23 protein-coding genes, 1 tRNA gene and 1 riboswitch are annotated in these 26579 nt (G+C 69.0%); of the genes, 12 read left to right on the top strand and 12 right to left on the bottom strand.

Features of this window, described 5'->3' with window-relative positions:
- The first annotated feature begins 184 nt into the window (after positions 1 to 184).
- From miaA to ACQGNW_RS16175, 6 genes are all read left to right on the top strand, one after another.
- On the top strand, positions 185 to 1132 hold the full coding sequence (gene miaA / locus ACQGNW_RS16200) for a tRNA (adenosine(37)-N6)-dimethylallyltransferase MiaA (RefSeq protein WP_426664271.1): 948 nt from the start codon (positions 185 to 187) through the stop codon (positions 1130 to 1132).
- A gap of 159 nt (positions 1133 to 1291) precedes the next feature.
- A complete protein-coding gene (hfq, locus tag ACQGNW_RS16195; RefSeq protein WP_426664269.1) occupies positions 1292 to 1570 on the top strand; it encodes an RNA chaperone Hfq in 279 nt (92 codons plus the stop codon).
- Positions 1571 to 1633: 63 nt separating this feature from the next.
- Positions 1634 to 3073 carry a ribosome rescue GTPase HflX gene (gene hflX, locus ACQGNW_RS16190; RefSeq protein WP_426664268.1) on the top strand — a complete coding sequence of 480 codons (1440 nt, stop codon included), beginning with the start codon at positions 1634 to 1636 and terminating at the stop codon, positions 3071 to 3073.
- A gap of 175 nt (positions 3074 to 3248) precedes the next feature.
- The gene (gene hflK / locus ACQGNW_RS16185) at positions 3249 to 4331 is read left to right on the top strand and encodes an FtsH protease activity modulator HflK (RefSeq protein ID WP_426664267.1); all 1083 of its coding nucleotides are present in this window, start codon (positions 3249 to 3251) and stop codon (positions 4329 to 4331) included.
- Positions 4328 to 5200 carry a protease modulator HflC gene (hflC, locus tag ACQGNW_RS16180; RefSeq protein ID WP_426664266.1) on the top strand — a complete coding sequence of 291 codons (873 nt, stop codon included), beginning with the start codon at positions 4328 to 4330 and terminating at the stop codon, positions 5198 to 5200. Before hflK ends, hflC begins: the two co-directional genes overlap by 4 nt.
- 117 nt (positions 5201 to 5317) lie before the next feature.
- On the top strand, positions 5318 to 6610 hold the full coding sequence (locus tag ACQGNW_RS16175) for an adenylosuccinate synthase (RefSeq protein ID WP_426664265.1): 1293 nt from the start codon (positions 5318 to 5320) through the stop codon (positions 6608 to 6610).
- A gap of 95 nt (positions 6611 to 6705) precedes the next feature.
- Here the strand turns inward: ACQGNW_RS16175 and ACQGNW_RS16170 are convergent, their stop codons facing one another.
- Both ACQGNW_RS16170 and ACQGNW_RS16165 read right to left on the bottom strand, forming a co-directional pair.
- Positions 6706 to 7542 (bottom strand): hypothetical protein, encoded by an 837-nt coding sequence (locus ACQGNW_RS16170; protein ID WP_426664264.1) that lies wholly within the window; start codon positions 7540 to 7542, stop codon positions 6706 to 6708.
- Positions 7543 to 7647: 105 nt separating this feature from the next.
- Positions 7648 to 8889 (bottom strand): S8 family serine peptidase, encoded by a 1242-nt coding sequence (locus tag ACQGNW_RS16165; protein ID WP_426664263.1) that lies wholly within the window; start codon positions 8887 to 8889, stop codon positions 7648 to 7650.
- A 121-nt stretch (positions 8890 to 9010) separates the two neighbouring features.
- On the opposite strand from ACQGNW_RS16165, the gene ACQGNW_RS16160 reads away from it, so the two are divergent.
- The 4 genes from ACQGNW_RS16160 (at position 9011) to msrA (ending at position 11400) form a co-directional block, all read left to right on the top strand.
- Entirely contained in the window at positions 9011 to 9502 is a 492-nt protein-coding gene (locus ACQGNW_RS16160; protein WP_426664262.1) for an RNA polymerase sigma factor, read from the top strand.
- Positions 9499 to 10242 (top strand): anti-sigma factor family protein, encoded by a 744-nt coding sequence (locus ACQGNW_RS16155; RefSeq protein ID WP_426664261.1) that lies wholly within the window; start codon positions 9499 to 9501, stop codon positions 10240 to 10242. Before ACQGNW_RS16160 ends, ACQGNW_RS16155 begins: the two co-directional genes overlap by 4 nt.
- A 202-nt stretch (positions 10243 to 10444) precedes the next feature.
- Positions 10445 to 10891, top strand: coding sequence for a peptide-methionine (R)-S-oxide reductase MsrB (gene msrB, locus ACQGNW_RS16150; RefSeq protein WP_426664259.1), 447 nt, complete (start codon positions 10445 to 10447; stop codon positions 10889 to 10891).
- Positions 10891 to 11400 carry a peptide-methionine (S)-S-oxide reductase MsrA gene (gene msrA, locus ACQGNW_RS16145; RefSeq protein WP_426664258.1) on the top strand — a complete coding sequence of 170 codons (510 nt, stop codon included), beginning with the start codon at positions 10891 to 10893 and terminating at the stop codon, positions 11398 to 11400. Before msrB ends, msrA begins: the two co-directional genes overlap by 1 nt.
- Here the strand turns inward: msrA and ACQGNW_RS16140 are convergent.
- The 3 genes from ACQGNW_RS16140 to ACQGNW_RS16130 form a co-directional block, all read right to left on the bottom strand.
- Positions 11397 to 11615 carry a hypothetical protein gene (locus ACQGNW_RS16140; RefSeq protein WP_426664257.1) on the bottom strand — a complete coding sequence of 73 codons (219 nt, stop codon included), beginning with the start codon at positions 11613 to 11615 and terminating at the stop codon, positions 11397 to 11399. The two genes, msrA and ACQGNW_RS16140, sit on opposite strands and share 4 nt — an antisense overlap.
- 65 nt (positions 11616 to 11680) lie before the next feature.
- Positions 11681 to 12451 carry a LytR/AlgR family response regulator transcription factor gene (locus tag ACQGNW_RS16135; protein ID WP_426664256.1) on the bottom strand — a complete coding sequence of 257 codons (771 nt, stop codon included), beginning with the start codon at positions 12449 to 12451 and terminating at the stop codon, positions 11681 to 11683.
- A complete protein-coding gene (locus ACQGNW_RS16130; RefSeq protein WP_426664254.1) occupies positions 12448 to 13710 on the bottom strand; it encodes a sensor histidine kinase in 1263 nt (420 codons plus the stop codon). The genes ACQGNW_RS16135 and ACQGNW_RS16130 overlap by 4 nt, the downstream gene beginning before the upstream one ends.
- Positions 13711 to 13930: 220 nt before the next feature.
- On the opposite strand from ACQGNW_RS16130, the gene ACQGNW_RS16125 reads away from it, so the two are divergent.
- The gene (locus ACQGNW_RS16125) at positions 13931 to 16585 is read left to right on the top strand and encodes a M1 family metallopeptidase (RefSeq protein WP_426664253.1); all 2655 of its coding nucleotides are present in this window, start codon (positions 13931 to 13933) and stop codon (positions 16583 to 16585) included.
- 215 nt (positions 16586 to 16800) lie between these two features.
- Here ACQGNW_RS16125 and ACQGNW_RS16120 read toward each other — a convergent pair whose 3' ends face one another.
- The 5 genes from ACQGNW_RS16120 to gcvP form a co-directional block, all read right to left on the bottom strand.
- Positions 16801 to 17427 (bottom strand): hypothetical protein, encoded by a 627-nt coding sequence (locus ACQGNW_RS16120; protein ID WP_426664251.1) that lies wholly within the window; start codon positions 17425 to 17427, stop codon positions 16801 to 16803.
- Positions 17428 to 17640: 213 nt separating this feature from the next.
- Positions 17641 to 17817, bottom strand: coding sequence for a hypothetical protein (locus tag ACQGNW_RS16115; protein WP_426664250.1), 177 nt, complete (start codon positions 17815 to 17817; stop codon positions 17641 to 17643).
- 212 nt (positions 17818 to 18029) lie between these two features.
- Positions 18030 to 19193, bottom strand: a complete 1164-nt coding sequence (locus ACQGNW_RS16110; RefSeq protein WP_426664248.1) for a MalY/PatB family protein — start codon at positions 19191 to 19193, stop codon at positions 18030 to 18032.
- A gap of 241 nt (positions 19194 to 19434) precedes the next feature.
- Positions 19435 to 21579: a 5-histidylcysteine sulfoxide synthase gene (gene ovoA / locus ACQGNW_RS16105; RefSeq protein ID WP_426664246.1), complete on the bottom strand. Its 2145-nt coding sequence runs from the start codon at positions 21577 to 21579 to the stop codon at positions 19435 to 19437.
- Positions 21580 to 22052: 473 nt separating this feature from the next.
- On the bottom strand, positions 22053 to 24941 hold the full coding sequence (gene gcvP / locus ACQGNW_RS16100) for an aminomethyl-transferring glycine dehydrogenase (RefSeq protein ID WP_426664245.1): 2889 nt from the start codon (positions 24939 to 24941) through the stop codon (positions 22053 to 22055).
- A gap of 38 nt (positions 24942 to 24979) precedes the next feature.
- Positions 24980 to 25079: riboswitch (glycine riboswitch) on the bottom strand.
- Positions 25080 to 25267: 188 nt separating this feature from the next.
- On the opposite strand from gcvP, the gene ACQGNW_RS16095 reads away from it, so the two are divergent.
- The gene (locus tag ACQGNW_RS16095) at positions 25268 to 25678 is read left to right on the top strand and encodes a VOC family protein (RefSeq protein WP_426664244.1); all 411 of its coding nucleotides are present in this window, start codon (positions 25268 to 25270) and stop codon (positions 25676 to 25678) included.
- Here ACQGNW_RS16095 and ACQGNW_RS16090 read toward each other — a convergent pair.
- Complete coding sequence (locus ACQGNW_RS16090) at positions 25666 to 26292, bottom strand: HAD family hydrolase (protein WP_426664243.1); 627 nt, start codon at positions 26290 to 26292, stop codon at positions 25666 to 25668. The two genes, ACQGNW_RS16095 and ACQGNW_RS16090, sit on opposite strands and share 13 nt — an antisense overlap.
- A 76-nt stretch (positions 26293 to 26368) precedes the next feature.
- A tRNA-Leu gene (locus ACQGNW_RS16085) sits at positions 26369 to 26453 on the bottom strand.
- Positions 26454 to 26579 lie beyond the last annotated feature (126 nt).

The raw sequence follows: 26579 nt of genomic DNA, 5'->3' as shown, positions 1-26579 counted from the left end.
GGCGGGGAAAGCGTCAATTATAGATCCTTGCCCGATCTGTCCACAGGCAGTGTGGATACCCGCTGGACAAGCATGTGGACAACTCCGATCCACGCCGCCGCGTCAGTCACTTGTCATGGACTGGCGAAGTTTTGTGCAGGCGCGGGTGGGTTACCCTTGCGCACCTGGTGCCAGCCCGATCCGCATGAGCCTCGACGTCCGCCCCCCTGCCATCTTCCTGATGGGCCCCACGGCCTCGGGCAAGACCGCGCTCGCCTGCGAGCTGGCGGACCGCTTTCCGGTGGAACTGGTGAGCGTGGATTCGGCGCTGGTCTACCGCGGCCTCGACATCGGCGCGGCCAAGCCCGATGCGGCCACGCTGGCGCGTCATCCGCACGCGCTGATCGACATCCGCGATCCGGCGCAGCCGTATTCCGCGGCGGAGTTCCGCGACGATGCGCTGGCGGCGATGCGGGCGATCACGGCGCAGGGCAGGGTGCCGCTGCTGGTGGGCGGCACGGGCTTGTACTTCCGCGCGCTGCAGCGCGGGCTGTCCGACCTGCCCGAAGCCGATCCGGTGCTACGCACGCGCCTGGCGGACGAGGCCGCCCGCATCGGCTGGCCGGCCATGCATGCGCGGCTGGCGCGGCTCGATCCCGTCGCGGCGGCACGGATCGGCCCGAACGATGCCCAGCGCCTGCAGCGCGCGCTCGAGGTGATCGAGCTGAGCGGGCAGCCCTTGTCCGAACTGCAGCGCGGCGGCCGCAGCGGGGTGTTCCCGTGGCGCGTCCTCAAGCTGGCGTTGTTGCCGCGCGACCGCCGGCCGCTGCACGCGCGGATCGCCGAGCGCTTCGACGCGATGCTGGCGGCGGGTTTCCTCGACGAGCTGCACGCACTGCGCGCGCGCGGCGACCTGCACGCCGATCTGCCGGCGATCCGTGCGGTGGGCTACCGGCAGGGCTGGGAGCACCTGGACGGCCGCTTCGGCGCCGCCGAATTCCGCGACCGCGCGATCTTCGCCACGCGCCAGCTGGCCAAGCGGCAGATCACCTGGCTGCGCGCCGAACTGGATGCGCGCGTGGTCGATCCGGAGTCCGCGCCGCCGCTCGCGCCGACGGCCGGGGCCGTCGGGCTGTTCCTCGGGGCAAGCTGACGAGACCGAGGTGCCGGACCCGTCCCATTTTCGTGCGCCGATTCCCCGAAAAACCGCTTCCTTCAAGCCCTTGAACCCGGTTAACATCCCCGCAGTTGGGCCGGGGCGCCGCTGGCGTCTTTTCCCCCGGCCGGTTTGCCGCACAGGGGAGAACAAGAAATGTCCAAGGGACAATCGCTGCAGGATCCTTTTCTGAACGCCTTGCGCCGCGAGCGCGTGCCGGTGGCCATCTACCTGGTCAATGGCATCAAGCTGCAGGGCACGGTCGAGTCGTTCGACCAGTTCGTGGTGCTGCTGCGCAACCAGGTCAGCCAGATGGTCTACAAGCACGCCATCTCCACCGTGGTGCCCAGCCGCAACGTCCGCCTCGGCAACGGCCACGACAACCACGACGCGCATGCCGACGCCGTGCCGGCCGCCGACGCGCCGGAAGCTTGATTGATCCCCTGGCGGCCCACATGAAAGCGGAACCGCCCCGGTTCCGAGAGGCCGTCGTCCAACGTGTTTGATCGTCAGAAGAAAGGCGAGCGTGCCGTCCTCGTGCTGCCGCACGCGCGCGGCAGCGGCGACGCCGAGCGCCGCGCCGCCGAGTTCGCCGAGCTGGTGAAGTCCGCCGGTGCAGAAGTCCTGGGCAGCGTCTCCGCCCGTGTCGAGGCACCCAATCCGCGCTACTACATCGGCAGCGGCAAGGCCGATGAAGTGGCCGAGATGGTACGTGCGCTGGGCGCCGACCTGGTGCTGGTCGACCACCTGCTGAGCCCGGTGCAGGAGCGCAACCTCGAAAAGCATCTCAGCGCGCGCGTGGTCGACCGCGCCGGCCTGATCCTGGACATCTTCGCCCAGCGCGCCCGTTCGCACGAAGGCAAGCTGGAAGTGGAGCTGGCCCAGCTCAAGCACATCGCCACCCGGCTGGTGCGCGGCTGGACCCACCTGGACGCCCAGCGTGGCGGCGCCATCGGCAACCGCGGCCCCGGCGAGACCCAGTTGGAAACCGACCGCCGCCTGCTCGCCGAGCGGGTGAAGCAGCTCACCAAGCGCCTGGAAAGGGTGCAGACCCAGCGCGGCCAGCAGCGCCGCGCGCGCCTGCGCAACACGGTGCCGCGGGTGGCGCTGGTGGGCTACACCAATGCCGGCAAGTCCACCCTGTTCAATGCGCTGACCGCCGGGGGCGTGTACGCCGCCAACCAGCTGTTCGCCACGCTGGATCCCACCGTGCGCCGGCTCGACGACCTTGCCTGCGGGCCGGCGGTGATCGCCGACACCGTGGGTTTCATCCGCGAGCTGCCGCACGACCTGGTGGCGGCGTTCCGCGGCACCCTGGCCGAGGCGCGCGATGCCGACCTGCTGCTGCACGTCAGCGATGCCGCCGACGAGGAGCGCGAGCCGCTGCGCCATGTGGTCGACCAGGTGCTGGAGGAGATCGGTGCGGGCGATGTGCCGCAATTGCGCGTGTTCAACAAGATAGATCTGGTGGGTGCCAGCGTCCCTGCTGGGGAAGATCAGGAAGCGGCCATCCATGGTCGCACTTTGGAAGTTGGTGCCGGCGTCCTTGCCGGCGAAGATCAAGAAGCAGCCGTCCTTGGCTGCACTCCTCAAGAAAGCTCTGTTCCGGCTGCGACGATGCAGCCGCGCATCGACCGCGATGCCGATGGCAGGCCGCAGGCGGTGTGGCTGTCGGCCGCCACCGGCGCCGGCATCGACCTGCTGCGGCAGGCGCTGGGCGAGCTGCTGGGCGGCGAGCGGGTGCGGTCGGAGTTGCGCCTGCCGCTGACGGCGGGGCGGTTGCACGCGCGGCTCAAGGCGGCGGGCGCGATCGCCGGCGAGCAGGTGGACGAACACGGCTGGTGCCTGCACATCGACGCGCCGCGCAGCGTGATCGCGCCGCTCAACGGCGGCAGTGCGGCGGAGACCGCGCTGCTGCGCGCGCTGCTGGCGGACTAGCTGCGGCCTGCCCGGATTTCATCCGGCTCTGATAGAATGCCAGCCGTTTGTGCGACCGAAAAATATCCGGCGGCACACCGACATGCAGCCCGGTCACGCCTCATGCGATTTCCGTTCAACCTGATGCGTTCCGGCGCGGTTTGCCGGCCTCCCAGCGGCCCGAAGGAGACTGACAATGGCCTGGAATGAACCCGGCGGCGGGCAGCGCGATCCGTGGAACCGGCAGCGCCCTGGCGGCAGCAAGTTCTCGCCGGAGCAGGTGCTGAAGAACCTCGGCAGCCACCTCGGGCGGCTGGGCCGTGGTCCCGGCGGCATCCTCACCGCGGTCGTCGTGCTCGTCGTGGTGGGCCTCCTGATGAGCAGCTACACCATCATCGGTGCGCGCCAGGTCGGCGTGGTGCTGCGCTTTGGCGAATACGCGCGCACGCTGGCGCCCGGCTTCCACCTCAAGCTGCCGCAGCCCATCGAGGCGGTGGACAAGGTCGAGGCCACGCGCATCCGCTCGGTCAACGACCGCGTCTCCATGCTCACCCGCGACGAGAACATCATCACCATCGACTTCACCGTGCAGTACCAGGTGGACGATGCGCGCAAGTACCTGTTCTCGGTGAGCGATCCCGACAGCAGCGTGAGCGCGGCGGCCGAGGCCGCGGTGCGCTCGGTGATCGGCGGCAGCGACATGGACCAGATCCTCTCCGCCGCGGGCGCCAACCTGGTGAGCGAGGCGCAGCAGGCGCTGCAGAAGACGCTGGACTCCTACGACAGCGGCCTGCGCGTCACCGAGGTGAGTTTCCAGAACGTGGCGCCTCCTGCCGAGGTGAAGGACGCGTTCGACGACGTCAACAACGCGCGCGAAGACAAGCAGAGCATCGAGAACGCCGCGCTGGCCTACGCCAACAAGGTAGTGCCGGTGGCGCGCGGCGATGCGGCACGCATCGCCGCCGAGGCCGAAGGCTACAAGGCCGAACGCGTCGCCCGCGCGCAGGGCGATACGGCCCGCTTCGACCTGCTGCTGAAGGAATACAAGGCCGCGCCCGCGGTGACCCGCAAGCGGCTGTGGCTGGAGACTATGGAACAGGTGATGGCCGACAACCCCAAGGTGATCGACGGTTCGGGCGGGCGCAACATCATCAACCTGCCGGCGGGCCAGCACACGCGCGCTGTGCCCGATGCCGGCGGCAAGGCCGCCGCGGTGGCGGCGCCGGCACCGGCCGGCTCCGGCAGCGATGCGGCCGCGGGCAAGGGGAGCCAGCCATGAAACGGATCGTCGTGATCGCCGTCGTCATCGTGCTGGTGCTGCTCGGCCTCAACAGCGTATTCGTGGTCAACGAGGGGCAGAGCGCGCTGCTGCTGCAGTTCGGCCGCATCGTGCGCGCGGACTACCCTCCCGGCCTGCACTTCAAGCTGCCGGTGGTCCAGCAGGCACTGCATTTCGACAAGCGCATCCTGTCGCTCGATGCGCAGCCGGAGCGCTACTTCACCTCCGAGAAGAAGAGCGTCAACGTCGACTTCTACGTGAAGTGGCGGATCGCCGACAATGCGGCCTACTACCGCGCCACCGGCGGCGACCAGCTGCAGGCGGAGCAGCGGCTGACCCCGATCATCAAGGACGCACTGCGTTTCGAGTTCAACGCGCGCACGCTGCAGGACCTGATCTCCGGCGGCCGCAAGGACATCACCGAGCGGGTGCGCCAGCAGACCGATGCCTCGGCGCGCAGGAACCTCGGCATCGCCGTGGTCGACGTGCGCATCAAGCGCATCGACCTGCCGGATGAAGTGAGCGAGTCGGTGTACAAGCGCATGCGCGCAGAACGCCTGCAGCTCGCCAACGAACTGCGCTACACCGGCCAGGAGGTGGCGGAGAAGATCAAGGCCGATGCCGACCGCCAGGGCCAGGTGCTGCGTGCCGATGCCGAGCGCGACGCCGCCAAGGTGCGCGGCGAGGGCGACGCCCAGGCCGCGGCGATCTACGCGCAGGCCTACAGCCAGGATCCCGAGTTCTTCGCGTTCTACCGGAGCCTCGCCGCCTACAAGAAGTCGTTCGAAAGCGGCAACGGCGTGCTGATCCTCCGGCCCGACTCGGAGTTCCTGCGCTACTTCGGCAACCCGGAGCCGGCCAAGCATTGAGTGCCGCGTCGCGGGTCGGAAGCATGCGTCACTGATGGAATTCACGGCGGCTGGGCGCCGACACAGGTACCTTTTCGCGCTCCGCCGAGGAGCGCTTCAACTTTGAGCGAGAACGTCATGGGCAAGTCAGTTGTCATCCTCGGAGCCCAGTGGGGCGACGAAGGCAAAGGCAAGATCGTCGACCTGCTGACCGAACGGGTCAGCGCGGTGGCGCGTTTCCAGGGTGGCCACAACGCGGGCCATACCCTGGTCATCAAGGGCAAGAAGACCGTGCTGCACCTGATCCCCTCGGGCATCCTGCGCGACGACGCGCAGTGCCTGATCGGCAACGGCGTGGTGCTGTCGCCCGAGGCCCTGATCAAGGAAGTCGCCGAACTGGAGGCCAACGGCGTGGACGTGCGCTCGCGCGTCAAGATCAGCCCGGCCACGCCGCTGATCATGCCGTACCACATCGCGGTGGACAAAGCGCGCGAGGTCGCCGCCGGCAAGAGCGCGATCGGTACCACCGGCCGCGGCATCGGCCCGGCCTACGAGGACAAGGTGGCGCGCCGCTCGATCCGCGTGGCCGACCTGATGTACCCACACGAGCTGCCCGCGCTGCTGAAGAGCGCGGTGGACTACCACAACTTCATCCTCACCCAGTGGCTGAAGGCCGAGCCGGTGGACTACGACACCGTGCTGAAGGATGCGCTGGCCTGGGGCGAGTACATCAAGCCGCTGGTGGACGACGTGGCCACCATCCTGCACGACGTGCGCGCGGCGGGCGGCAACATCCTGTACGAAGGCGCGCAGGGTGCGCTGCTCGACATCGACCACGGCACCTACCCCTACGTCACCTCGTCCAACACCACGGTGGGCGGCGCGCTCGCCGGCACCGGCGTGGGCGCGCACGACATCGACTACGTGCTGGGCATCTGCAAGGCCTACGCCACCCGCGTCGGCGGCGGCCCGTTCCCCACGGAACTGCACGACGAGATGGGCGAGCGGCTGCGCAAGGTCGGCAACGAGTTCGGCGCCAGCACCGGCCGCCCGCGCCGCTGCGGCTGGATCGACCTGGTGGCGCTGAAGCGCGCCGTGCAGATCAACGGCATCAACGGCCTGGCCATCACCAAGCTCGACGTGCTCGACGGCCTGGAGACGATCAAGGTCTGCATCGCCTACGAGTACCGCGGCAAGCGCCGCGAGCTGGCGCCGCTGGATGCGGACGGCTGGGAGGAGTGCAAGCCGGTGTACCTGGAGTTCCCGGGCTGGCAGGAATCCACCGCCGGCATCCGCGACTGGAACAAGCTGCCGGCCGCCGCCCGTGCCTACCTGCGCGCAGTGGAGGAGCTCTCCGGCTGCAAGCTCGCCATCGTCGCCACCGGCGCCGACCGCGACGACACCATCGTGCTGGACGACCCGTTCGCCTGATCGCTCCGCCTGCCTGAATCGAGCCACGAAGAAGGCCCCGCGAGCGGGGCCTTCTTCGTTTCGCATGGTGCTGTCCAGGCGCGGCGGCTCGGGGATCAATGCCCCTGCGCATCCGCGTCCGCGCTGCCGTTGGCCTGCGCCGAGGCCGACACGCCACGGCCGAACGAGCTGCTGGCCTGGCCGTTGGCCGAGCCGTTCGCGGCCGCGCCGGAGCCGGTGTTCGCGTTGCCGCTGGCGCTGCCCGAACCCGAAGCGCCGACGGCCGAGCTGCCGTTGGCGCCGGTGAGCGAGCCGAGTCCGCCACCCGCGCCGTTCGCGGCGGACGAGGCCGCATTCTTCACCTTGCCGGCGGCCTGCGAGCCCAGCGAGCGGGCCGTGGACGTGCCTTTGGCGGCGACCTGCCGGGCCTTGCCGATGCCGGCCTGGGCAGCGTTGTCGGCATCCGTGCGGGCGTCGTCGGCCGCGTTGCGGGCGCGGGCCACGGCGTTCATGGCGTCCTGCCGGGCCCTCGAGGCGGCCGAGCTCGCCTGGCCGGTGGCGGCATTGGCGGCTTGGCTGGCGACGCTGCCCACCGCGGAGCCGTCGAAGCCGCCGGACGCGGATGCGCTGCCGCTGGCGCTGGCCTGGCCGTTCGCCTGGCCCGCGGCCTGCGTCACCCGATTCGCGTTCGATACCGCATGCCGATGCAGGCGCTGTGCGCGCTGCGTCACGGCGCCGGTGTCGACGGGGGGCGGGGCGAAGTGGCCTGCACCCTGTGCGATGCCGCCGATCTGGCCAGGCGCCGCAGGGATCTGGCCGATCCTGCCGGCGATGCCGCCGGCGACCGAACCGCCCAGTACCTGGGCATGTGCGCTGGTCATCGACGCCAGGGCAAGTGCACTGGCGCACAGGGCGACACCGAGGGTCTTGTTGCTGAGTTTCGTGTTGCGCATGTCGGGGTCTCCAGCCGGCGGCGAATCCGCGGCTTCCGGAGACCGCTACGCGTGAAGCCGGGGCGTCCTTCCATGCCGGCTGGCGATTGTTGCTTCGTGTTCAGCTCAGGGCGACAGCAGGCCGTGGCCGCAACGCGGGTCGCGCCCCTGGGCATCGAGGGTGCGGGCTTCGCCGATCAGGCGCTGCAGCGCCTGGGCCGCCGCTCCGGGCTGGGGAACATCCACCACCTGGGCGGCCCTGCGCGCCACGATGGGGGCCGCGAACGAGGTGCCGCGCAGCATGTCGCGGCCGCTGCCGACCACGCCCAGTGCGCAGAACGCCACCTGCCTGCCGGCGGCGGACTCCGGCAGCACGCGGCCGCGCGCGTCGACGGCGCCGACGCCGATCACGCCGGGATAGGCCGCCGGAAACAGCGGCGGCGCCGCGGGGCCGTCGTTGCCGGCCGCGCCGACCAGCACGTGGCCGCGCGCGATCATCGCCTGCACCGCGTGGGCGAGCACCGGGTTGTCGGGCCCGACCAGGCTGATGTTGATCACCGCCACGTGCTCGCGATCCATCCACGCGAGTGCGTCCACCAGCCCGGAGGTGGCGCCGCCGACCTCGTCGCCGCACCACAGGTCGGCGGCATACAGGGTGTCCGCATCGCCGGCGACGAGGCGCGCGGCGACCGCCGTGCCATGCCGCGAGGCGGTGGTCCTGCCGCAGCCGTGCGTTTCGAGGCGCGCCTGCGCCAGTGCGGGATCGGCCGGGTCGACACCGCCGTCGACCATGCCCACGCTGCGCCCCGGCACGGCAGCCGGCGAATCCGCGACGGACGCTGTGCCGGCATCGCCTGCGGGGAGGTAGAGATGCTGGTAGGTGAACGCGGCATCCGGCGCGGCGTGCTGCAGGTCACGCATGGCTTGCCGCGTGCCGCGTCCGCGGGTGTCGTGCAGCACCGCGAGATCCAGCCCGAGCGTGGCGTCCGCCGAGTTCGCGCGATCCACGGTGAAACCCTGCACCTGCACGGCATCGCGCTGGGCATCCGACAGGCCCATGGCGAGGAATTCGCCGCGCAGGACCGGTGCGCCTTTGGGGTCAACGGTGACGCGCCGCGGTTCCCGGCGCAAAAGCCGGTCGACCTGTACCTTCAGGCCCAGGGCCAGCGGCCGCCGCAGCAGGTGGTCGACGCCTTGCAGGTTTGCGCCGGGCACCGTGGCGGGCAGGGGCGTGGAGGGAAGTGGTACGTTCGGCAGCACCCGTTGCGCCGGGCCCAGCAGCTGTGCCTGTGCGGGGGCGTTCCCGGCCAGTGCGAGCACCATGGCCAGCACCGGAACGGACAGCGCGGAAGCACGACGCAGTGACATCGCCGGACACCTCGGGAGCGACGGGGCCGGATGCTAGCATGGGTTTTCTTTATGCCCTCGAACCGCAGAGCTGTCCCCGAGGGAAGGAATGCGCCCGTCCAGACGTAGTGGAAGGTGATGCGTGCATGCGAGCGATGCCGTGCGTGAAGGGCTGATTGCGTTGCTGCCGCGCCTGCGCCGCCTGGCGCGGGCACTGGCGGGGCAGGCGGCCGATGCCGACGACCTGGTGCAGGTCGTGCTGGAACGCGCGCTGGCCCGATCCGCGCAGTGGCGGCCGGACGCCGCGCTGGACAAGTGGGTGTTCGCGATCGCGCGCAACGCCTGGCGCGACGAGTTGCGCGCACGCGGCCGCGCGCAGCATCTGTTCGCGCCCGAGGACGCCGGCGCGGCGGTGGCCGATGGCAGCGCGGCGCTGCCTGCGCAGCAGCTGGAGCTGGCGCAGGCCCTGGCGGCGCTGCCGCCGGACCACCGCGAAGTGGTGGCGCTTGTGCTGGTCGAAGGCCTGTCCTACGACGAGGCGGCCACGATGCTGGAGGTGCCGGTGGGAACCGTCACCAGCCGGCTGGCCCGCGCCCGTGCCACCCTGCAGGCCCTTCTTGGGAACGACGCATGAACCCGATCGACGACGACATCCTGCAGGCTTACGTGGACGGCGAGCTCGACGCGGCCGAAGCCGCGCGCATCGATGCCGCGCTGGCGCAGGACGAGGTACTGGCCCGCCGCGTGCGGCAGGCGCGGGCGCTGAAGGACCGGCTGCATGCCGCGTTCGATCCGGTGCTTGACGAGCCGGTGCCGGCGCGACTGTCCGCCCTGCTGCAATCGCAAGCCAGGCCGGCCGCTCTGTCCACGGTGCCCGAGCGCGGACGTGGTGCGGACACCACCCGTCGTCGCGCGCCGCGTCGCTGGCTGATGCCGGGCGCCGCACTGGCGGCGTCGATCGCGTTGCTTGCCGTCGGCCTGTGGTGGCATGCCGGCAACGAGCTGGTGCGCGTGCGGAACGGCGAGCCCTATGCCGCCGGCGTGCTCGGCCGCGCGCTCGACCAGGCGCTGGCGAGCGAGCCGGATGCGCACGCCCCGGTGTCGATCGGCCTGAGTTTCCGCGCTGCCGACGGGCAGGTCTGCCGCACGTTCACCGTCCACACGGCGCCGGCGCGCGCCGGGCTGGCCTGCCACACGGCGAGGGGTTGGGCGCTGCCCGTGCTGGAGCCGTCGGCTCCGGCCGAAAGCGGCGAGTTGCGCCAGGCGGCGAGCAGCCTGCCACCCGCGGTGCAGGCCGCGGTCGACGCCCGCCTGCGCGGCGAGGTGTTCGATGCGCAGCAGGAGCGCGCCGCGAGGGCGGCAGGCTGGCGCTGAAGGCTCCGACGGTGGCGTCGCCGGTGATCCTGCACGCCGATGCGCGGGTGTCCGAACCGGTGCCGGCCGCGACGACATTGTCGTGCCCGAGGATCCGTGTGCCTGATCGCCGCATGCCGGAGCGTTTGCTGCCGGCCGGTTCTTGGATCGGCTGCGCGCGCCCCCATCTCGATCGGCGTCGATCCACCGCTGGAGACCTGCCATGCCCGAGTATCGCAAGACACCCGAAGCCCTGGCGCGCCTGACGCCCGAGCAATACCGCGTCACGCAGGAGAACGCCACCGAGTACCCCGGCACCGGCGAACACCTGCACAACAAGGCCGCGGGCATCTACGTGGACGTGGTGTCGGGCGAGCCGCTGTTCGCTTCCTCCGACAAGTTCGATTCGCACTGCGGCTGGCCCAGCTTCACCAGGCCGCTGCAGCCGGCGAGCGTGCGCGAGCTGCGCGACACCACGCACGGCATGATCCGCACCGAGGTCCGTTCGTCGCAGGGCGACAGCCACCTGGGGCACGTCTTTCCGGATGGCCCCGCCGAGCGCGGCGGTCTGCGCTACTGCATCAACTCCGCGTCGCTGCGCTTCGTGCCGCGCGCCGAGATGGAGGCGCAGGGCTACGGCGCGTACCTCGACCAGGTGGAGGGCGAATGATGGCTACCGAGCGCGCCGTGCTCGCCGGAGGCTGCTTCTGGGGCGTGCAGGAACTGCTGCGCCAGCAGCCGGGCGTGCTGTCCACGCGCACGGGCTATGCCGGCGGCGACGTACCCAATGCCACCTACCGCCACCACGGCACGCATGCCGAGGCGGTGGAGATCGTGTTCGATCCCGCGCGCATCAGCTACCGCGGGCTGCTGGAGTTCTTCTTCCAGATCCACGATCCGAGCACGCCGAACCGGCAGGGCAACGACCGCGGCAGTTCCTACCGTTCGATGATCCTCTACGCCAGCGAGGCGCAGCGGCGCATCGCCGAGGACACCATCGCCGACGTGGACGCCTCCGGCCTGTGGCCGGGCAAGGTGGTCACCGAGGTGCAGCCGCTGGGCGATTTCTGGGAAGCCGAACCCGAGCACCAGGACTACCTGCAGCACTACCCCGACGGCTACACCTGCCACTTCGTGCGGCCGGGCTGGCGGTTGCCGCGCCGCGAGGGCGCGGCTTAACGCGCTTTCGCGACATCCGCGGCGCGCATGCATCGGTCGAACGCGACGTTGCGCAGGCCAACGCCGGTGCTGTCCACGGCGTAGGCGGGCGCGACGGCGGCGCGTACCTGGCAGTCGCGTTCGGCGTGCAGGCGCAGCAGGTGGTGGTCGATGGGTTGCGAGGCGCACGCGGCCAGGCAAAGGCCGGCCAAGCCGGCCAGAGTCAGCTTAAGCATGATGGGTTTTCCCTTGGTGGTTGGGTCTTGCGCTCAGCCGCGCATGGCGAGCTGTGCGCGGGGAGTCACATGTTGCGGAACAGCGCCATGAAGGGCTGGCTCACGGTGAGGGTTTCGGGGCGTTGCTTGAGGCGCACGGTGCCCTTGCCGCTGTCGTCGCGCACGATGGCGGCGATCGCTTTCAGGTTGACGATGGTGGAACGGTGGATCTGCTTGAACACGGCCGGGTCGAGCTGCTCCAGCAGTTCGCGGATCGGCTTGCGCAGCAGGGCCTCGCCGTCGGCGGTCATCGCCACGGTGTACTTGTGGTCGGCGCGGAAGTAGGCGACGTCGTCCACCATGATCAGCCGCGTCTCGCGGCCGGTACCGGCGATGATCCAGGTGAGCGGCGGCGCGGTGCCGCTCTGCGCGGCGCCTTGCGCCAGCTCGCGCAGCAGCAGGGCGAGGTCGCCGCGGGCGGCCTGGCCGGCGCCGGCGCGGCGCTTCAGCCGTTCCACGGTGGCGGCCAGGCGCTCGATGGCGATGGGCTTGAGCAGGTAATCGATCGCGCCGCGCTCGAACGCGTCGATGGCGTACTGGTCGTAGGCGGTGGTGAACACCACCTGCGTGGCGGGGCTGGCTTCGGCGGCTGCCGCGGCCACTTCCAGGCCGCTCAAGCCGGGCATGCGGATGTCGAGGAAGGCTACGTCCGGTTGCTGCGTGGCAATGGCGTCCAGCGCCTCGGCGCCGCTCTCGCACGCGGCGATCACCTCCAGCTCCGGCCAGGCTTCGCCGAGCAGCCGGCCCAGCGCGTCGCGCAGCAGCGGTTCGTCCTCGGCGATCACGGCGCGGGTCATGGCTGCGCCTCCGTCGGGTTCGTCGCGGCCTGCTGCGCCGGCACGGTGATCGTGGCGGCCACGCCTTCCGGCACGTTGGACACCACCGCCAGCGAGGCGCGCGGGCCGTACACCAGCTGCAGCCGTTCGCGCACGTTCTTCAGGCCGATGCCGGTGCCGCCGCCCGTGGGGCCGAAGCCCTGGCCGTCGTCGGCTACGGTGATCGCCACGCTGCCGTCGTCGCGGCGGGCGAAGATCCACACCGTGCCGCCGCCGGGCTTGGGTTCCAGGCCGTGCTTGATCGCGTTCTCCACCAGCGTCTGCAGCATCATCGGTGGCAGCCTGACGGCGCGCAGCGCGTCGGGCACCTCGATCTTCAGTTCCAGCCGCGCGCCCATGCGGATCTTCAGGATCTCGAGGTAGGCGCGGGCGCGTTCCAGTTCCTCGCCGAGCGTGGACAGGGTCTCCTCCGCGCTGGGCAGCGAGTGGCGCAGGTACTGGATGAGGTGGCCGAGCATGCGGTCCGCCTGCGCCGGCTCGCTGCGCGTGAGGTATTGCGCGCTGGCCAGCGTGTTGTAGAGGAAGTGCGGCTCCACCTGCGCGTGCAACAGGTTGAGCTTCGCCTGCGCCAGCTCCTTGTCGGTGGCGGTCTGCGCGGCAGCCTGCTGTTCGCGGCGGCGGCGTTCCGCCACGCGGCGGGCGAGGGCGCGGGTGACCGCATCGGCGTTGACCAGGTTGCTGCCGTCGTCCACGCGGAACCAGTCGGTCCAGGCGCCGCTCTCCGGTTCGCACAGCAGGGTGACGCTGCCGGTGCCTTCCCCCGGCGTCACCGTGGCGAAGATCTGGTTGCGCCAGCTGCCCACCCAGCTGAAGGGATTGAGCCAGCCGCGCATGCCGCGGCCGTAGGGATGCGGGTGGCGCACCTTGGCCCGCACCTGCAGGCTGTCGCGGGCGCTCTCGATATCCTCGGTGTAGGGCAGCTCGCGGATCGTCGCATCGAGCATGTCGAACGCTTCACCGGCTTCGAACGGCAACTCGATCTGCCGGCGCTGGCGGTTGCCCAGCGTATCCGGGGTCACCTGCCCGGCGATCAGGCGCACGCGCCGCAGGTGGGAGAACGCGCCGGTCACCACCAGCGCCAGCACCACGGCGACGATGATTTCCGGCAGCGGTTGCGTGCTGCGGAACGGGCCGCTGCTGGCGACCAGGGCGAGAACGAAGGTCAGCCCGAGCAGCCAGGCGAGGACCAGCCGTGCCACGAAGAAGAAGCTCCTGATCACGAGGGTGTCCCCACTGGCCGATCGTCGGGAGCGAGCATAGCGGCCGATTCCGCGGGTTGCGCCGGGCCTGCGACAAAACCGGGTTCGGCGGGCGCGGAACGGGCGAAAGGCGGCGCGAAGCGGCCGCGGCAGGCATGACTTCCGGCCATTCCTGACCGTCCCGCCCGGCGCCACCATGGGCGGCAATCCACCCACCGTTGTCCTCCAAGGAGAGGTTCCGATGCGCAAGTCCCTGGTTTCCGCGATCGCACTGGCGCTCGCCGTTTCCGCCGGCGCCACGCTGGCGATGCCGGCGCAGCACGCGGCTGCCGCCGTGTCGCAGACGCCCACGCAATTGCCGCGCAACGTGCGGCCCACGCACTACGCGGTGGCCATCGTGCCGCACGCGGACAGGCTGAACTTCGACGGCAAGGTGACGGTGGACGTCCAGGTGCTGAAGCCCACCGCCAGCATCACGCTCAACGCGTTGGGCATGAAGTTCTCCTCGGTGACTCTCGCGCCGGCGACGGGCAAGGGCGTCGCGCTCGTGGCCAAGGTGGCGGTGGACGAAAAGAAGCAGACCGCCACCTTCAGCTTCGTCAAGCCCATCGCGCCGGGCCACTACCGGCTGGCGATGGACTACGTCGGCACCATCGGCACCCAGGCCAACGGCCTGTTCGCGATCGACTACCCCACGGAGTCCGGCCAGAAGCGCGCGCTGTACACCCAGTTCGAGAATTCCGACGCCCGCCGCTTCATCCCCTCGTGGGACGAGCCGAACTACAAGGCCACGTTCGACCTCGCGGTCACCGTGCCCACGGGCGAGATGGCGGTGAGCAACATGCCGGTGGCCTCGAGGACCGACCTCGGCCACGGCCTGGCGAAGGTGACGTTCCGCACCACGCCGAAGATGTCCACCTACCTGCTGTTCTTCGGCCTGGGCGACTTCGACCGCGCCACCACCACCTCGGACGGCACCGAGATCGGCGTGGTCATGCAGAAGGGCAAGGGTTCGCAGGCGGCGTTCGCGCTGGAGTCGGCCAAGGCGGTGCTGCACGACTACAACGACTACTTCGGCATCAGGTACCCGCTGCCCAAGCTGGACAACATCGCCGCGCCGGGCAGCAGCCAGTTCTTCTCGGCGATGGAGAACTGGGGCGCGATCTTCACGTTCGAATACGCGATGCTGCTCGACCCCTCGATCTCCACCCAGGGCGACAAGATGGCGGTGTTCAACGTCGAGGCGCACGAGATGGCGCACCAGTGGTTCGGTGACCTGGTGACCATGAACTGGTGGGACAACCTGTGGCTCAACGAGGGCTTCGCCTCGTGGATGGCCGAGCGCGAGACCGAGAAGCGGCACCCGGAATGGAACACCGTGCTCGATACCGTGGGCGTGCGCGAAGGCGCGATGTCGCGCGACGCGGTGGCCACCACCCACCCGATCGTGCAGAAGATCGATACGGTGGAACAGGCCAGCCAGGCGTTCGACGTCATCACCTATTCGAAGGGCGAGGCGGTGATCCGCATGCTGGAGGCCTATGTCGGCCCCGAGGCCTGGCGCCAGGGCGTGCACAACTATCTCAAGGCCCACGCCTACGGCAACACGGTGTCCGACGACCTGTGGCATGCGATGGACGGCGTGGCCGGCGGCAAGCCGATCACCCAGGTGGCGCATGACTTCACCCTGCAGCCGGGCGTGCCGCTGATCAAGGTGGACTCGGCGATGTGCAGCAACGGCCAAACCACCCTCAAGCTCAGCCAGGGCGAGTTCACCAAGGACCGCCCGAACAAGCAGCCGCTGCGCTGGCACGTGCCGGTGATCGCCGAAACGCTGGGCGGCCAGCCCGCGAACGCGCTGGTGGATGGCCAGGCCACGATGAAGCTGCAGGGCTGTGGCCCGGTGCTGGTGAACGCGGGGCAGACCGGCTACTACCGCACGCTGTACGCGCCGGCGCAGCTTGCCACGCTGAAGCAGGACTTCGGCAAGCTCGCGCCGATCGACCAGCTCGGCCTGATGAGCGACAGCTGGGCCGAAGGCATGGCCGGCCTGCAGCCGGTGTCGGACTTCCTCGACATGGCCAAGGCCACGCCGGCGAATGCCGCGCCGGAAATCTGGGCGGAGGTGGCCGGCAGCCTGGTCGGGCTGGACGAGTACTACCGCGGCGACGACGCGCGCCAGCAGCGCTTCCGCGCCTATGCGACCGCGCAGTTGAAGCCGGTGTTCGCGCGCGTGGGCTGGGACGCGAAGCCGGGCGAGAGCACCTCCACCACGCTGCTGCGCACGCAGCTGATCGGCGCGCTGGCCGACCTGGGCGACCAGGACATGCTGAAGGAGGTGCGCCGCCGCTACGACGCGCAGGCCACCGACCCCAAGGCGGTGCCGGCAGCGCTGCGCAAGACCATCCTCGCCATCGTGGCGCGGCATGCGGATGCAGCCACCTGGGACAAGCTGCACGCCCAGGCCAGGGCCGAGAAGTCGCCGATGATCAAGGATCGCCTGTACGGCATGCTCGCCTTCGCCGAGGACAAGGCGCTGGCGCAGCGCGCGCTCGACCTCGCGCTCACCGACGAGCCGGGTGCGACCAACAGCGCGGGCATGATCCGCGAGGTGTCCTGGCGGCATCCGGAAATGGCCTACGACTTCGCCATGGCGCACCGCGCGCAGGTGGACAAGCTGGTCGACACCACCTCCAGCAGCCGTTACTACCCGTCGCTGGGCGGCAGTTCGTTCGATCCGGCGATGATCGCCAAGATCAAGGCCTACGAGGCCACCATCGCCCCGGGTGCGCGTCGCCCCGCGGATACCGTGATCGCCAACATCGAATACCGCATGATGGTCCGCAGGGATCGCCTGCCGGCGGTGGACGCGTGGCTGGCGAAGAACGGCGGCTGAGTTTTTCCCTCAGTGACACGACAAGGCCCCGCATGCGGGGCCTTGTTTTTGTTCTGGGGGTGGTCGGCTCCGGCAGTGCGTGGCCGCTGCTGAGACCTCGGCGTCTGCTTTCGGCCAGAAGCGGACAGTCAACGTTCTACATGAGCGGCAGTTTTGAGGCGGCGCAGCCGGCTCAAAACTGTCCGCTTGATGGAGGGGTTCGGCGTCACCGCGCCTTACTGCCCCTGGCCTGGAAGGCGCGGAACTTCGACATTCTCGATGACGCCCTTGTCTTGGTGTCGATCAAGGCCCGTGAGCGGACGGAAGACGAGTTCATTCAGCAGCGGTGCGAGGTCACGCTCCGTCGCACCAAGTTCCTTCGCCAGTTGAATCCTGCTGGCTATGACCTCGTTTTCCAGTTTCAGGTTTTCAAGCGTCAGCTTGCGTGCTTCAGCCGATTCGCGGTATTCGCGATCCTTACGCCGTTCATGCCGATCGTTGAGGTATAGCCTGATGACTTCAAGCGGATTCAGTTTACCAACAAAGTCCCAGAACCCGGGAGACTGAAGGCGCACACCGGCTAAGACAAGCTGCTCCACGTTCGGCACGAGCGAGGCAACCTCTTCGGGCGTTGACGGCCAGTCTCGCGCCGCTCGAATACCGCGGCGTGGCAAATGAAACGCAAGATTGCCGTAATAGAACGGGTAACCGAAGTCGCGATAGCTTCTGCTAAGACCATCCATGGCGGATTCGAAGACCAGGATGGAGTTGTAGGCGTGCCGTAAGTCAGCGAGGTAGGAGACGATCAATTCGACCTCAATCTCTCCATGACCGTGGACGCGAATGTGGCCTTGCTCTGGCATGCTACTCTCTCCTTATGACGTCGAACCACTGAATATACGGACAAGTCTGTCCGGTCATACCCCCCGTCGCGCAAAGAGAGCCTCGCGCAACTCCTTGTTCTTGCTGAAGCTTATCTCTACCGCGCCCGGCTAACAACCAAACGCAAAGCCGGACAGAGAGACCTGGCATTGGAACGGCGGCTTCGGGTCGAAAGAAGACATTTTCAACAATGACTATTTATCTGAAAATCCGCGCTTATTGCTGATTTGCAGCACCTTCATCACGTTAATGACACGCCTGCAGGCGCCGAGATTGCCGTAGCGCCCAACCGGACCAACAACCCCTTGGACCACCACATCAGCGGTACCCCAATCCTTGGGTAGCTCGGCAGATGACATGTCGCCGTTCACGCACCACCGCTCGTCCATCCCTTTGGGCGTCAGGTACGCATACTCGAAGTTGTAAAAATAGGTTCCCTTGTACGTACTGGGGCCCCTTGGTGTCGTCGCGCACGCGCTTAGAATCATTGAGAGCAGCAGGAACGACCTCCGACATTTCATCCTGATATCCCCTTGAACTGTCCGCTTCGGGTGGCAGCAGCCGTTGGCCGAGATACGCAACGTTACCCCAACGCCATCTCGATGGCCTTCAACGCTGCCTCCACATTTTGCCGTGGCGTGCCGATGTTCATGCGCATGAAGCCGCTGCCGCCGGGGCCGAAGTCGGTGCCGGGGTTCAGGCCGAGCTTGCAGCGGTGGACGAAGAAGTCGCGCAGCGCCGCGTCGTTCAGGCCCAGCGCGCGGCAGTCCAGCCACAGCAGGTAGCCGGCTTCGGGCGGCACCACGCGGATCGCGGGGATGTGCGTACGCAGGTAATCGGCGACGAAGTCGCGCGTGCCGGCGAGGTAGGCCAGCAGGGCATGCAGCCACACGTCGCCGCCACGCCACGCGGCTTCGGCGGCAGCGATGGCGAAGGGATTGGCGTCGCCCAGGTGCAGGGCGGCGACCGCGCGTCGCAGCGCGTCGCGCAGGTCCGCGCGCGGCGCGACCATCACGGACAGCCCCAGCCCCTGCAGGTTGAAGGTCTTGCTGGGCGAGAGCAGGGCGATGATGCGGTCGTCCGCCTGCGCGAGGCCGAGCAGCGGATGATGGCTGGCGCCGGGCAGTGCGAGGTCGCCGTGCACTTCGTCCGCGATGATGGTGAGTTTATGGCGACGCGCGATGCGCAGCATGCCGTCCAGCTCGTCCGGCGTCCACGCGCGGCCGACCGGGTTGTGCGGGTTGCACAGCAGCAGGGCGCGCGCGCCATCGCGGGCCAGCTGTTCCAGTTGCGCGAGATCCATCGCGTAGCGGCCGCCGGTTTCACGCAGCGGGTTGTGCAGCAGGCGCCGCCCGTTGTCCTGCACGGCGCGGAAGAAGCCGTGGTACACCGGCGGCTGCACGATTACCGCATCGCCCGTCACGGTGCAGGCCTGCACTGCGGCAGACAGCGAGGCCAGCACGCCGGACGCCGGCACCAGCCATTCGCGTTCGACGCGCCAGCGATGGCGGCGCATGCACCAGTCGACCAGCGCCTGGAGCAGGCTGTCGGGATACTGCGTGTAGCCGTAGAGCGGATGCCGCGCGCGGGCGACCACGGCATCGCTCACGCAGGCCGGCACCGCGAAGTCCATGTCGGCGATCCACAGCGGTTTGACTGCGTCGCTGCCGAATTTCTGCAAGCGGCCGTCGAACTTCAGCGCATGGGTGCCGCTGCGGTCGACGGGCTGGTCGAAGTCGAACGTCATGGACGGACCCACGAACCGCGCCGGGCAACCACGAAGCGGGATTCGAATGCGCGCGAACCTTGGCCAATGAGCCCCTCTCCCCTCGGGAGAGGGTGGCGGCAGCCGGGTGAGGGTTCGGGCACGGCGAGGTGTTGCGACCGGTCCGGACCCTCACCCCCAGCCCCTCTCCCGGTGGGAGAGGGGGGGGATTCCGGGCAGCCGTGCGTTTGCGCAGGGACGTCGATGCGGCGACCCAAGTGGCTCACGCGCGCCGCCGCCACAGCGTCACCTCGGACAAGGTGTGCTGGAACTTGCGCCGCGTCTCGCGTATCACGAATGGCACCGACTGTGGTTCGCCAAGCCGCTCGAAATGCGCGCCGAGCACGGCGTCGAGGCCGTCCAGCGTGGTGAAGCTCTCGCCGTCCTTCTTGAAGCCGCCCAGCCAGTCTGCGCGCGGCGTGTGTTCCGCCAGCCAGGTGTAGGGCGAGGCGATCATCAGCAGCCCGCCGGGGTTCAGGCGTTCGTGGATCGCTTCGAGGAACTGCGCGGGGTTGTACAGGCGGTCGATCAGGTTGGCGGCCAGGATGAAGTCGTAGCCGGTGAACTGCGGCTTGAGGTTGCAGGCGTCGCCCTGGAAGAACTCCACTTTGTGGGCGACGTCCGTGAGGCCCAGCTCGGCGAGGCTGCGCGACTTGTACTCGACCAGCTCGCCTTCGTCGGCCAGCAGGTAGCGCAGGCTGTCGCCGCGCGCCAGCGCCGCGCCCTGGCCGATGAAGCGCGCGGAGAAATCCACGCCGGTGACGTGGCCGAAGTGGCGCGCCAGTTCGAAGCTGGCGCGGCCGGAGGCGCAGCCGAGATCCAGCGCGGCGCGCTTCGGCGCGTCGCCGAGCGCCGTCATCGCCAGCTCCACCAGCGCCTGAGGGAAGTTCGGCACGCTGAAGTAGCTGTCGCCGTAGTGGAACTCGGCGTACTCGCTGAGCAGCTTGTCGGTCTCGTAGTGCGAGGCGGGCGCGGGTTTCATGTGCTTCGACACCACGTAGCGGAACCCCGCGTGCTGGAAGAAGTGGCGGCGGAAGGCGTAGCGCGAGGCGGGCTCGGCCTCGTTGCCGGTGGCAATCCACGAGCCGCCCTTCATCAGGTTGTGGCGGCCGTCGAAGGTGGGCGTGGTGAAGTCGTCGTAGATCGGGTGCACCTGGAAGCCCTCGAACGGATAGATCGGGGTTTCCGTCCATTGCCACGCGTTGCCGGCGATGTCGAAGAACTCGCCCTGCGCGAAACGGTTCACCGGGCAGGACGAGGCCCAGTGCGCGAGGTTGATGTTCGCGTCCGGCGTTTCGCCATCGGGTACGCCGCGCCGGCTTTCGGCGTACAGGCGGTACCACTCGTCCTCGGTCGGCAGGCGCACCGGCTGGCCGCCGTGCGCGGATTTCCAGCGGCAGAACGCCTTCGCCTCGTGGTAGTTCACCTCCACCGGCCAGTCCCACGGCATCGGCACTTCGCCAGTCATCAGGCGCAGGTGCCAGCCTTCGGCCGAGCGGCGCCAGAAGGAGGGGTGGGCGGCCTTGGCGAATTCGCGCCAGCCGTTGCCTTCGTCTTCCCAGTAACCGGACTGGGTATAGCCGCCGGCCTCGATGAAGGCGAGGAACTCACGGTTGCTGACCAGCTGGCGGCTGGCCTCGAAGGCGGGCACCTCGGCCTCGTGGCGGCCGTATTCGTTGTCCCAGCCGTAGACGGCGCTGCCGATGTCGCGACCCAGCGCGACCTTGCCGGCGGGCACCTTCACCAGCGTGTTCTCCGGCGCCTCGCCGGTCTGCGCGCAGGGCGACCACGCCGGGTGCGGCTTCACGTAGGCCAGCTTGTGCTGGCGGATCAGCACCGAGGAGGTTTCCAGGTGGATGCGCTCGTGCTCGATGCCCATGACGATGGCCCACCACGGGTTGTCCCAGCCGATCGGCAGGGTCAGCGGCGCCTCGTCGATCAGCCGGGTGACCAGCACACGCACCTTGTGGCGGTAGGTCTTCACCTCGGCGATGCTCGGCCAGTCGTAGTGGGTGTCGTCGAGGTCGTCCCAGCTCATCTCGTCCACGCCCACGGCGAACACCGATTCGAGGTGCGGGTCGATGCGCTCCTCGATCATCCGCGTCAGCAGCAGCTTGTTGACGAAGAACGTGGCGGTGTGGCCGTAGTAGAAGATCAGCGGATGGCGCAGCGTGATCGGCGGCTCGTACCACGCCGCGTCGACGGCCAGCGTCTCGAACAGCGACTCGTAGCGGTCGAAGGTGCTGGTGAAATACTCGCGCAGCACCGCGCGCATGCGCGCGGGATCGGTCTCGTGCAGGTTCGGCGTGCGCGGCAGCGGCGTGGTGGCGGCGCGGGGCACAGGCTCGGCGAGCGTGGAAGCGTTCAAGGCGATACCTCTCGATCCCGGGGAAACGTTGGCGCCTGAAGCCCGCATTCTGGCACGCGACACAACCCCGCGGCCTGACGAACTCGCGCATCCGTCATACGTGAGGCGCGCCGCCGTGGATTCAATGCCCGGAGCTCGCGATCAATCCAGATCGCAAGCACCAAGACTCAGTTTCCAGATACGGCGCGGCGTGGCCGCTGTGAAGCTCGTGTCGGCGAGCGCCGATCCAACCTCCTCGACACAGCCTGCTTGTAATTTCGGCGTATTGAACCAGGCCATTTCTCTTGGCTACTTCTCTTTGCTGGCCCAAAGAGAAGTGGCTCGGGCGCCGGCAGGCGACCGAAACCGCCTTGTTCCTGGCGATAGCACAAGCGCCCTTTACGGCGTAACCGAAGCGAAGACGTTGAACGAGCCGCCAAACGAAGAAGCCCCGCACAAGGCGAGGCTTCTTCGACAGTACGACGTGCGGAAGCTCAGGCTTCCGCCTCCTCCTTGTACGCATCCATCGGGATGCAGGCGCACATGATGTTCTTGTCGCCCCAGACGTTGTCCACGCGCGCCACCGGCGACCAGTACTTCTGCAGCTTCAGGCTGGGCAGCGGGAAGGCGGCCAGTTCGCGCGGGTAGGCGTGGGCCCACTCGCTGGCGCTCACCGCGAACGCGGTGTGCGGGGCGTTGCGCAGCGGGTTGTCGTCGCGGTCGAGGCGGCCGTCCTCCACCGCGCGGATCTCGTCGCGGATCTGGATCATCGCGTCGATGAAGCGGTCCAGCTCGTGCTGCGATTCGCTCTCGGTGGGTTCCACCATCAGCGTGCCGGCCACCGGGAAGCTCAGCGTCGGCGCGTGGAAGCCGAAGTCGATCAGGCGCTTGGCCACGTCCTCGGCGCTGATGCCGGTGGCGTCCTTGAGCGGGCGCAGGTCGAGGATGCACTCGTGCGCCACCAGGCCGTTGCGGCCGGTGTACAGGGTGGGGTAGTGCGGTGCCAGGCGCCTGGCGATGTAGTTCGCGTTGAGCAATGCCACCTGGGTGGCCTTGCGCAGGCCCTGCTGGCCCATGAGCGTGATGTACATCCAGCTGATCGGCAGGATCGAGGCCGAGCCGAAGCTGGCCGCGCTCACCATCGCGCCCTGGCCGGTGCCGGCGGTGCGCACGCCGTCTTCGGCAAACGCCTTGGGCAGGAACGGAGCCAGGTGCGACTTCACCGCGCACGGACCCACGCCCGGGCCGCCGCCGCCGTGCGGGATGCAGAAGGTCTTGTGCAGGTTGAGGTGGCTGACGTCCGAGCCCCACTTGCCGGGCTTGGCCACGCCCACCAGCGCGTTCATGTTGGCGCCGTCGGTGTACACCTGGCCGCCGTGCTGGTGGACGATGTCGCAGATCGCCACCACGTCCTCCTCGAACACGCCGTGGGTGGACGGGTAGGTGAGCATGATCGCGGCGAGGTTGGCCGAGTGCTTCTCCGCCTGCATGCGGATGTCTTCCAGGTCCACGTTGCCGTTCGCGTCGCACCTGGTCACCACCACCTTCATGCCGCACATCTGTGCGGAGGCGGGATTGGTGCCGTGGGCGGACTCGGGGATCAGGCAGATGTCGCGATGGCCTTCGCCGCGCGAGCGGTGGTAGGCGCGGATCGCCAGCAAGCCCGCATATTCGCCCTGCGCACCGGCGTTCGGCTGCAGGCTCACGGCGTCGTAGCCGGTGATTTCCACCAGCATCGCCTCCAGCCCGTCGATCAGCTCCTTGTAGCCCTGCGTCTGCGCGGCGGGCGCCAGCGGATGGATGTTGGCGAACTCGGGCCAGGTCACCGGGATCATCTCGGCGGTGGCGTTGAGCTTCATGGTGCACGAACCCAGCGGGATCATCGTGCGGTCCATGGCCAGGTCCTTGTCGGCCAGCGAACGCAGGTAGCGCAGCAGTTCGTGCTCGCTGTGGTGGGTGTTGAAGATCGGGTGGGTGAGGAACGCGCTCTTGCGCAGCAGCGTCGCGGGCAGCGCGTCCGCCGTGGCGGCGTCCAGCGCGTCGATGTCCTCGATGCTGGCGCCGAACAGCGCGGCCAGTGCGGCCACGTCTGCGCGGGTGGCGGTCTCATCCAGGCTGATGCCCACGCTCCGGGCGTCGATGCGGCGCAGGTTGATGCGCGCGGCTTCCGCCTTGGCGTGGATCGCGGCGGCGTCGATGCCGGTGACGTGCAGGGTGTCGAAGTAGTCCTTGCCCACCGCGACGCCAGCCTTGCCCAGCGCGGCGGCGAGGATCGCGGCGAGGCGATGCGTGCGGCGCGCGATGCGCACCAGGCCTTCGGGGCCATGGTAGACCGCATACATCGAGGCCATCACCGCGAGCAGCACCTGCGCGGTGCAGATGTTGGAGGTGGCCTTCTCGCGGCGGATGTGCTGCTCGCGGGTCTGCAGGGTGAGGCGGTAGGCCTTGTTGCCCTCGGCGTCGATCGAGACGCCGATCAGGCGGCCCGGCATCGAGCGCTTGTAGGCGTCGCGGCAGGCCATGAACGCCGCGTGCGGGCCGCCGAAGCCGAACGGCACGCCGAAGCGCTGGGTGTTGCCCACCACGATGTCGGCGCCCCATTCGCCCGGCGCGGCGATCAGGGTCAGCGCCAGCAAGTCGGTGGCCACCGCCACCAGCGCGCCGCGCGCGTGGGCGGCGTCGGCCAGCGCCCGGTAGTCGTGGATGCGGCCGACGGTGTCGGGGTACTGCAGCAGTACGCCGAAGCTGTCCATGCCGGCGGCCTCGGCGTCGTCGCCCACGTGCAGCTTGATGCCCAGCGGCTCGGCGCGGGTGTGCAGCACTTCCAGCGTCTGCGGATGCACGTGCTTCGACACGAAGAAGGTGTCGGATTTCGACTTGGCCGAGCGCTTGGCCAGCGTCATCGCCTCGGCCGCCGCGGTGGCCTCGTCCAGCAGCGAGGCGTTGGCGATCTCCATGCCGGTGAGCTCGGCGCACATGGTCTGGAAGTTGATCAGCGCCTCCATGCGGCCCTGCGAGATCTCCGCCTGGTACGGCGTGTAGGCGGTGTACCAGGCCGGGTTCTCCAGCACGTTGCGCAGGATGACGTTCGGCGTGTGGGTGCCGTAGTAGCCCTGGCCGATGAAGCTCCTGAACACCTGGTTGCGATCGGCGACGGCGCGGATCTTCGCCAGCGCGTCCACCTCGGTCATCGCCTGCGGCAGTGTCAGCGGCGCGGCGGACTTGATCTTGGCGGGCACGATCGCCTCGGTCAGCGATTCCAGCGAATCGTGGCCGACGGTGCGCAGCATGCGCGCGATCTCGGCGTCGTTGGGGCCGATGTGGCGCGCGATGAAGGCGTCGTGGTTTTCCAGCTCGCGCAGGGAAGAGGGGGTCTGGCTCATGGCAGGGGCGTCCGAAGTCAACGTGCGAGCCGCACGCGGGGCGCCCCTCTGTCCTTTTGCCTGAGAGTTTGGAGACGCGCGAGCGCGTTTCGTGCCCCTTCGGCGCCGGATTCAACCGGTCTCTCCAGAGTGCTATGCGCAGGATGGTATGGAGCCTGAGCGATTACGGGCGTTGCGCCTTCGGCAGCGGTGCGTTCCCCCCGGGGAACGGCCGCTTCTCCCACCATGCGTTTGTAGCGCCCGATTATACAGGGGCTGCGGCGGAGAAGGCGGCCCCTGCGAAAGCGTCGCGTTATGCTCCGGTTTCCCCCGTCCCCGGAGCCTCCATGATCCGCATCGGCGAAATCGACCACGTCGTGCTGCGCGCCATCGACATCGGGGCGATGCAGCGCTTCTACCGCGACGTGCTGGGCTGCCGCGAGGAGCGGCGGCAGGACGAGATCGGCCTGGTGCAGTTGCGCGCCGGCGCCTCGCTGATCGACCTGGTCAGCATGGACGGCAGGCTTGGCCGGCAAGGCGGCGCCGCACCGGGCGCGGAAGGCCACAACATGGACCACCTCTGCCTGCGCGTGGAGGATTGGGACGAGGCCGCGATCCTCGCCCACCTCGGGGCGCACGGTGTGCGTATCGGCGAACTGGGCCTGCGCTACGGTGCGCGTGGCGAAGGTCCGTCGATCTACTGCTACGACCCGCAGGGAAACATGGTCGAGCTGAAGGGGCCGGCTCAGGGCGGCTGATCCGGCGTGCCGTCCAGCGCGCCCATCAGCGCGGCGCAGTCGGCGAAGTGCCAGTCGGCGAGGTCGGGCCAGCGATTGTCAGGCAGATTCACCAGCACGGCCTGTGCGCCAGCGGCGCGGGCGCAGGCCAGGTCGTAGGCGTAGTCGCCGACCATGGCCAGCCGGGAGGGATCGGTCGCCCAGCGCTCGGCCAGGCGTTGCAGCCCCGCGGGGTGGGGTTTCGGCGGCGCGTCCTCGCGGCCGAGTACGTCGGCCGGCGCGAAGCAGTCGGCCAGGCCGATCGCCTGCAGCGAGAGCAGGGCCAGCTCGTGCAGGTTCCGGGTGAGGATGCCGAGGCGGCAGCCGCGCGCCGCGAGCGCGCGCACCAGCGTCACCGCACCGGCGGCCGGGCGCGACGCCAGCGCAAGCGCCCGTTCGTGCTCGAGCAGCCATCTGCGCTTGGCGTCGGCCTCGTGCCCTGGCAGGGCGGCGATATGGGCGAGGATGTCCTCGCCGTCGCGGATCGCCAGCGCGCGGCGGATCGCGGCGAAGTCGTGCACGGCGACGGTCAGCGTGCCGTCGAGGTCGAACACCCAATGGCGACGGGCAGCGAGCGCGTGCGGCGAGGACGGCATCGGCGGATCATGCACCCGAGTGAACGCGGATCGCAGAAACGACAAAGCCCGCATCGCGGCGGGCTTCGTCTACAATTGGTGCCCAGGAGAGGACTCGAACCTCCACGGTTTTACCCGCTAGTACCTGAAACTAGTGCGTCTACCAATTCCGCCACCTGGGCAGGTGTCGCGCGAACCTTCGGGCTGCGTGAGCCGCGTAGATTAGGGATCGGTCCCGACCTTGTCAACACTTTGTTGACGGCTCCATCCATCAGGCTGCACCGTGCGCGGCGCGGCCATACACACAA

Origin of the sequence: Rhodanobacter aciditrophus (assembly GCF_050026795.1) — a bacterium.
Taxonomy (GTDB): Bacteria; Pseudomonadota; Gammaproteobacteria; order Xanthomonadales; family Rhodanobacteraceae; genus Rhodanobacter_A.
This window is presented reverse-complemented; position numbering and strand designations above follow the sequence as displayed.

Bases quoted from the DNA above. Each gene is read 5' to 3' on its own strand.
- ACQGNW_RS16125 (WP_426664253.1), top strand. From the start codon at position 13,931: ATGCGCAAGTCCCTGGTTTCCGCGATCGCACTGGCGCTCGCCGTTTCC.
- ACQGNW_RS16110 (WP_426664248.1), bottom strand. From the start codon at position 19,193: ATGACGTTCGACTTCGACCAGCCCGTCGACCGCAGCGGCACCCATGCG.
- miaA (WP_426664271.1), top strand. From the start codon at position 185: ATGAGCCTCGACGTCCGCCCCCCTGCCATCTTCCTGATGGGCCCCACG.
- ACQGNW_RS16135 (WP_426664256.1), bottom strand. From the start codon at position 12,451: ATGACCCGCGCCGTGATCGCCGAGGACGAACCGCTGCTGCGCGACGCG.
- ACQGNW_RS16090 (WP_426664243.1), bottom strand. From the start codon at position 26,292: ATGCCGTCCTCGCCGCACGCGCTCGCTGCCCGTCGCCATTGGGTGTTC.
- msrA (WP_426664258.1), top strand. From the start codon at position 10,891: ATGGCTACCGAGCGCGCCGTGCTCGCCGGAGGCTGCTTCTGGGGCGTG.
- ACQGNW_RS16165 (WP_426664263.1), bottom strand. From the start codon at position 8,889: ATGTCACTGCGTCGTGCTTCCGCGCTGTCCGTTCCGGTGCTGGCCATG.
- ACQGNW_RS16095 (WP_426664244.1), top strand. From the start codon at position 25,268: ATGATCCGCATCGGCGAAATCGACCACGTCGTGCTGCGCGCCATCGAC.
- msrB (WP_426664259.1), top strand. From the start codon at position 10,445: ATGCCCGAGTATCGCAAGACACCCGAAGCCCTGGCGCGCCTGACGCCC.
- gcvP (WP_426664245.1), bottom strand. From the start codon at position 24,941: ATGAGCCAGACCCCCTCTTCCCTGCGCGAGCTGGAAAACCACGACGCC.
- hflC (WP_426664266.1), top strand. From the start codon at position 4,328: ATGAAACGGATCGTCGTGATCGCCGTCGTCATCGTGCTGGTGCTGCTC.
- ACQGNW_RS16120 (WP_426664251.1), bottom strand. From the start codon at position 17,427: ATGCCAGAGCAAGGCCACATTCGCGTCCACGGTCATGGAGAGATTGAG.
- hflK (WP_426664267.1), top strand. From the start codon at position 3,249: ATGGCCTGGAATGAACCCGGCGGCGGGCAGCGCGATCCGTGGAACCGG.
- ACQGNW_RS16175 (WP_426664265.1), top strand. From the start codon at position 5,318: ATGGGCAAGTCAGTTGTCATCCTCGGAGCCCAGTGGGGCGACGAAGGC.
- ACQGNW_RS16170 (WP_426664264.1), bottom strand. From the start codon at position 7,542: ATGCGCAACACGAAACTCAGCAACAAGACCCTCGGTGTCGCCCTGTGC.
- ACQGNW_RS16140 (WP_426664257.1), bottom strand. From the start codon at position 11,615: ATGCTTAAGCTGACTCTGGCCGGCTTGGCCGGCCTTTGCCTGGCCGCG.
- hfq (WP_426664269.1), top strand. From the start codon at position 1,292: ATGTCCAAGGGACAATCGCTGCAGGATCCTTTTCTGAACGCCTTGCGC.
- ACQGNW_RS16155 (WP_426664261.1), top strand. From the start codon at position 9,499: ATGAACCCGATCGACGACGACATCCTGCAGGCTTACGTGGACGGCGAG.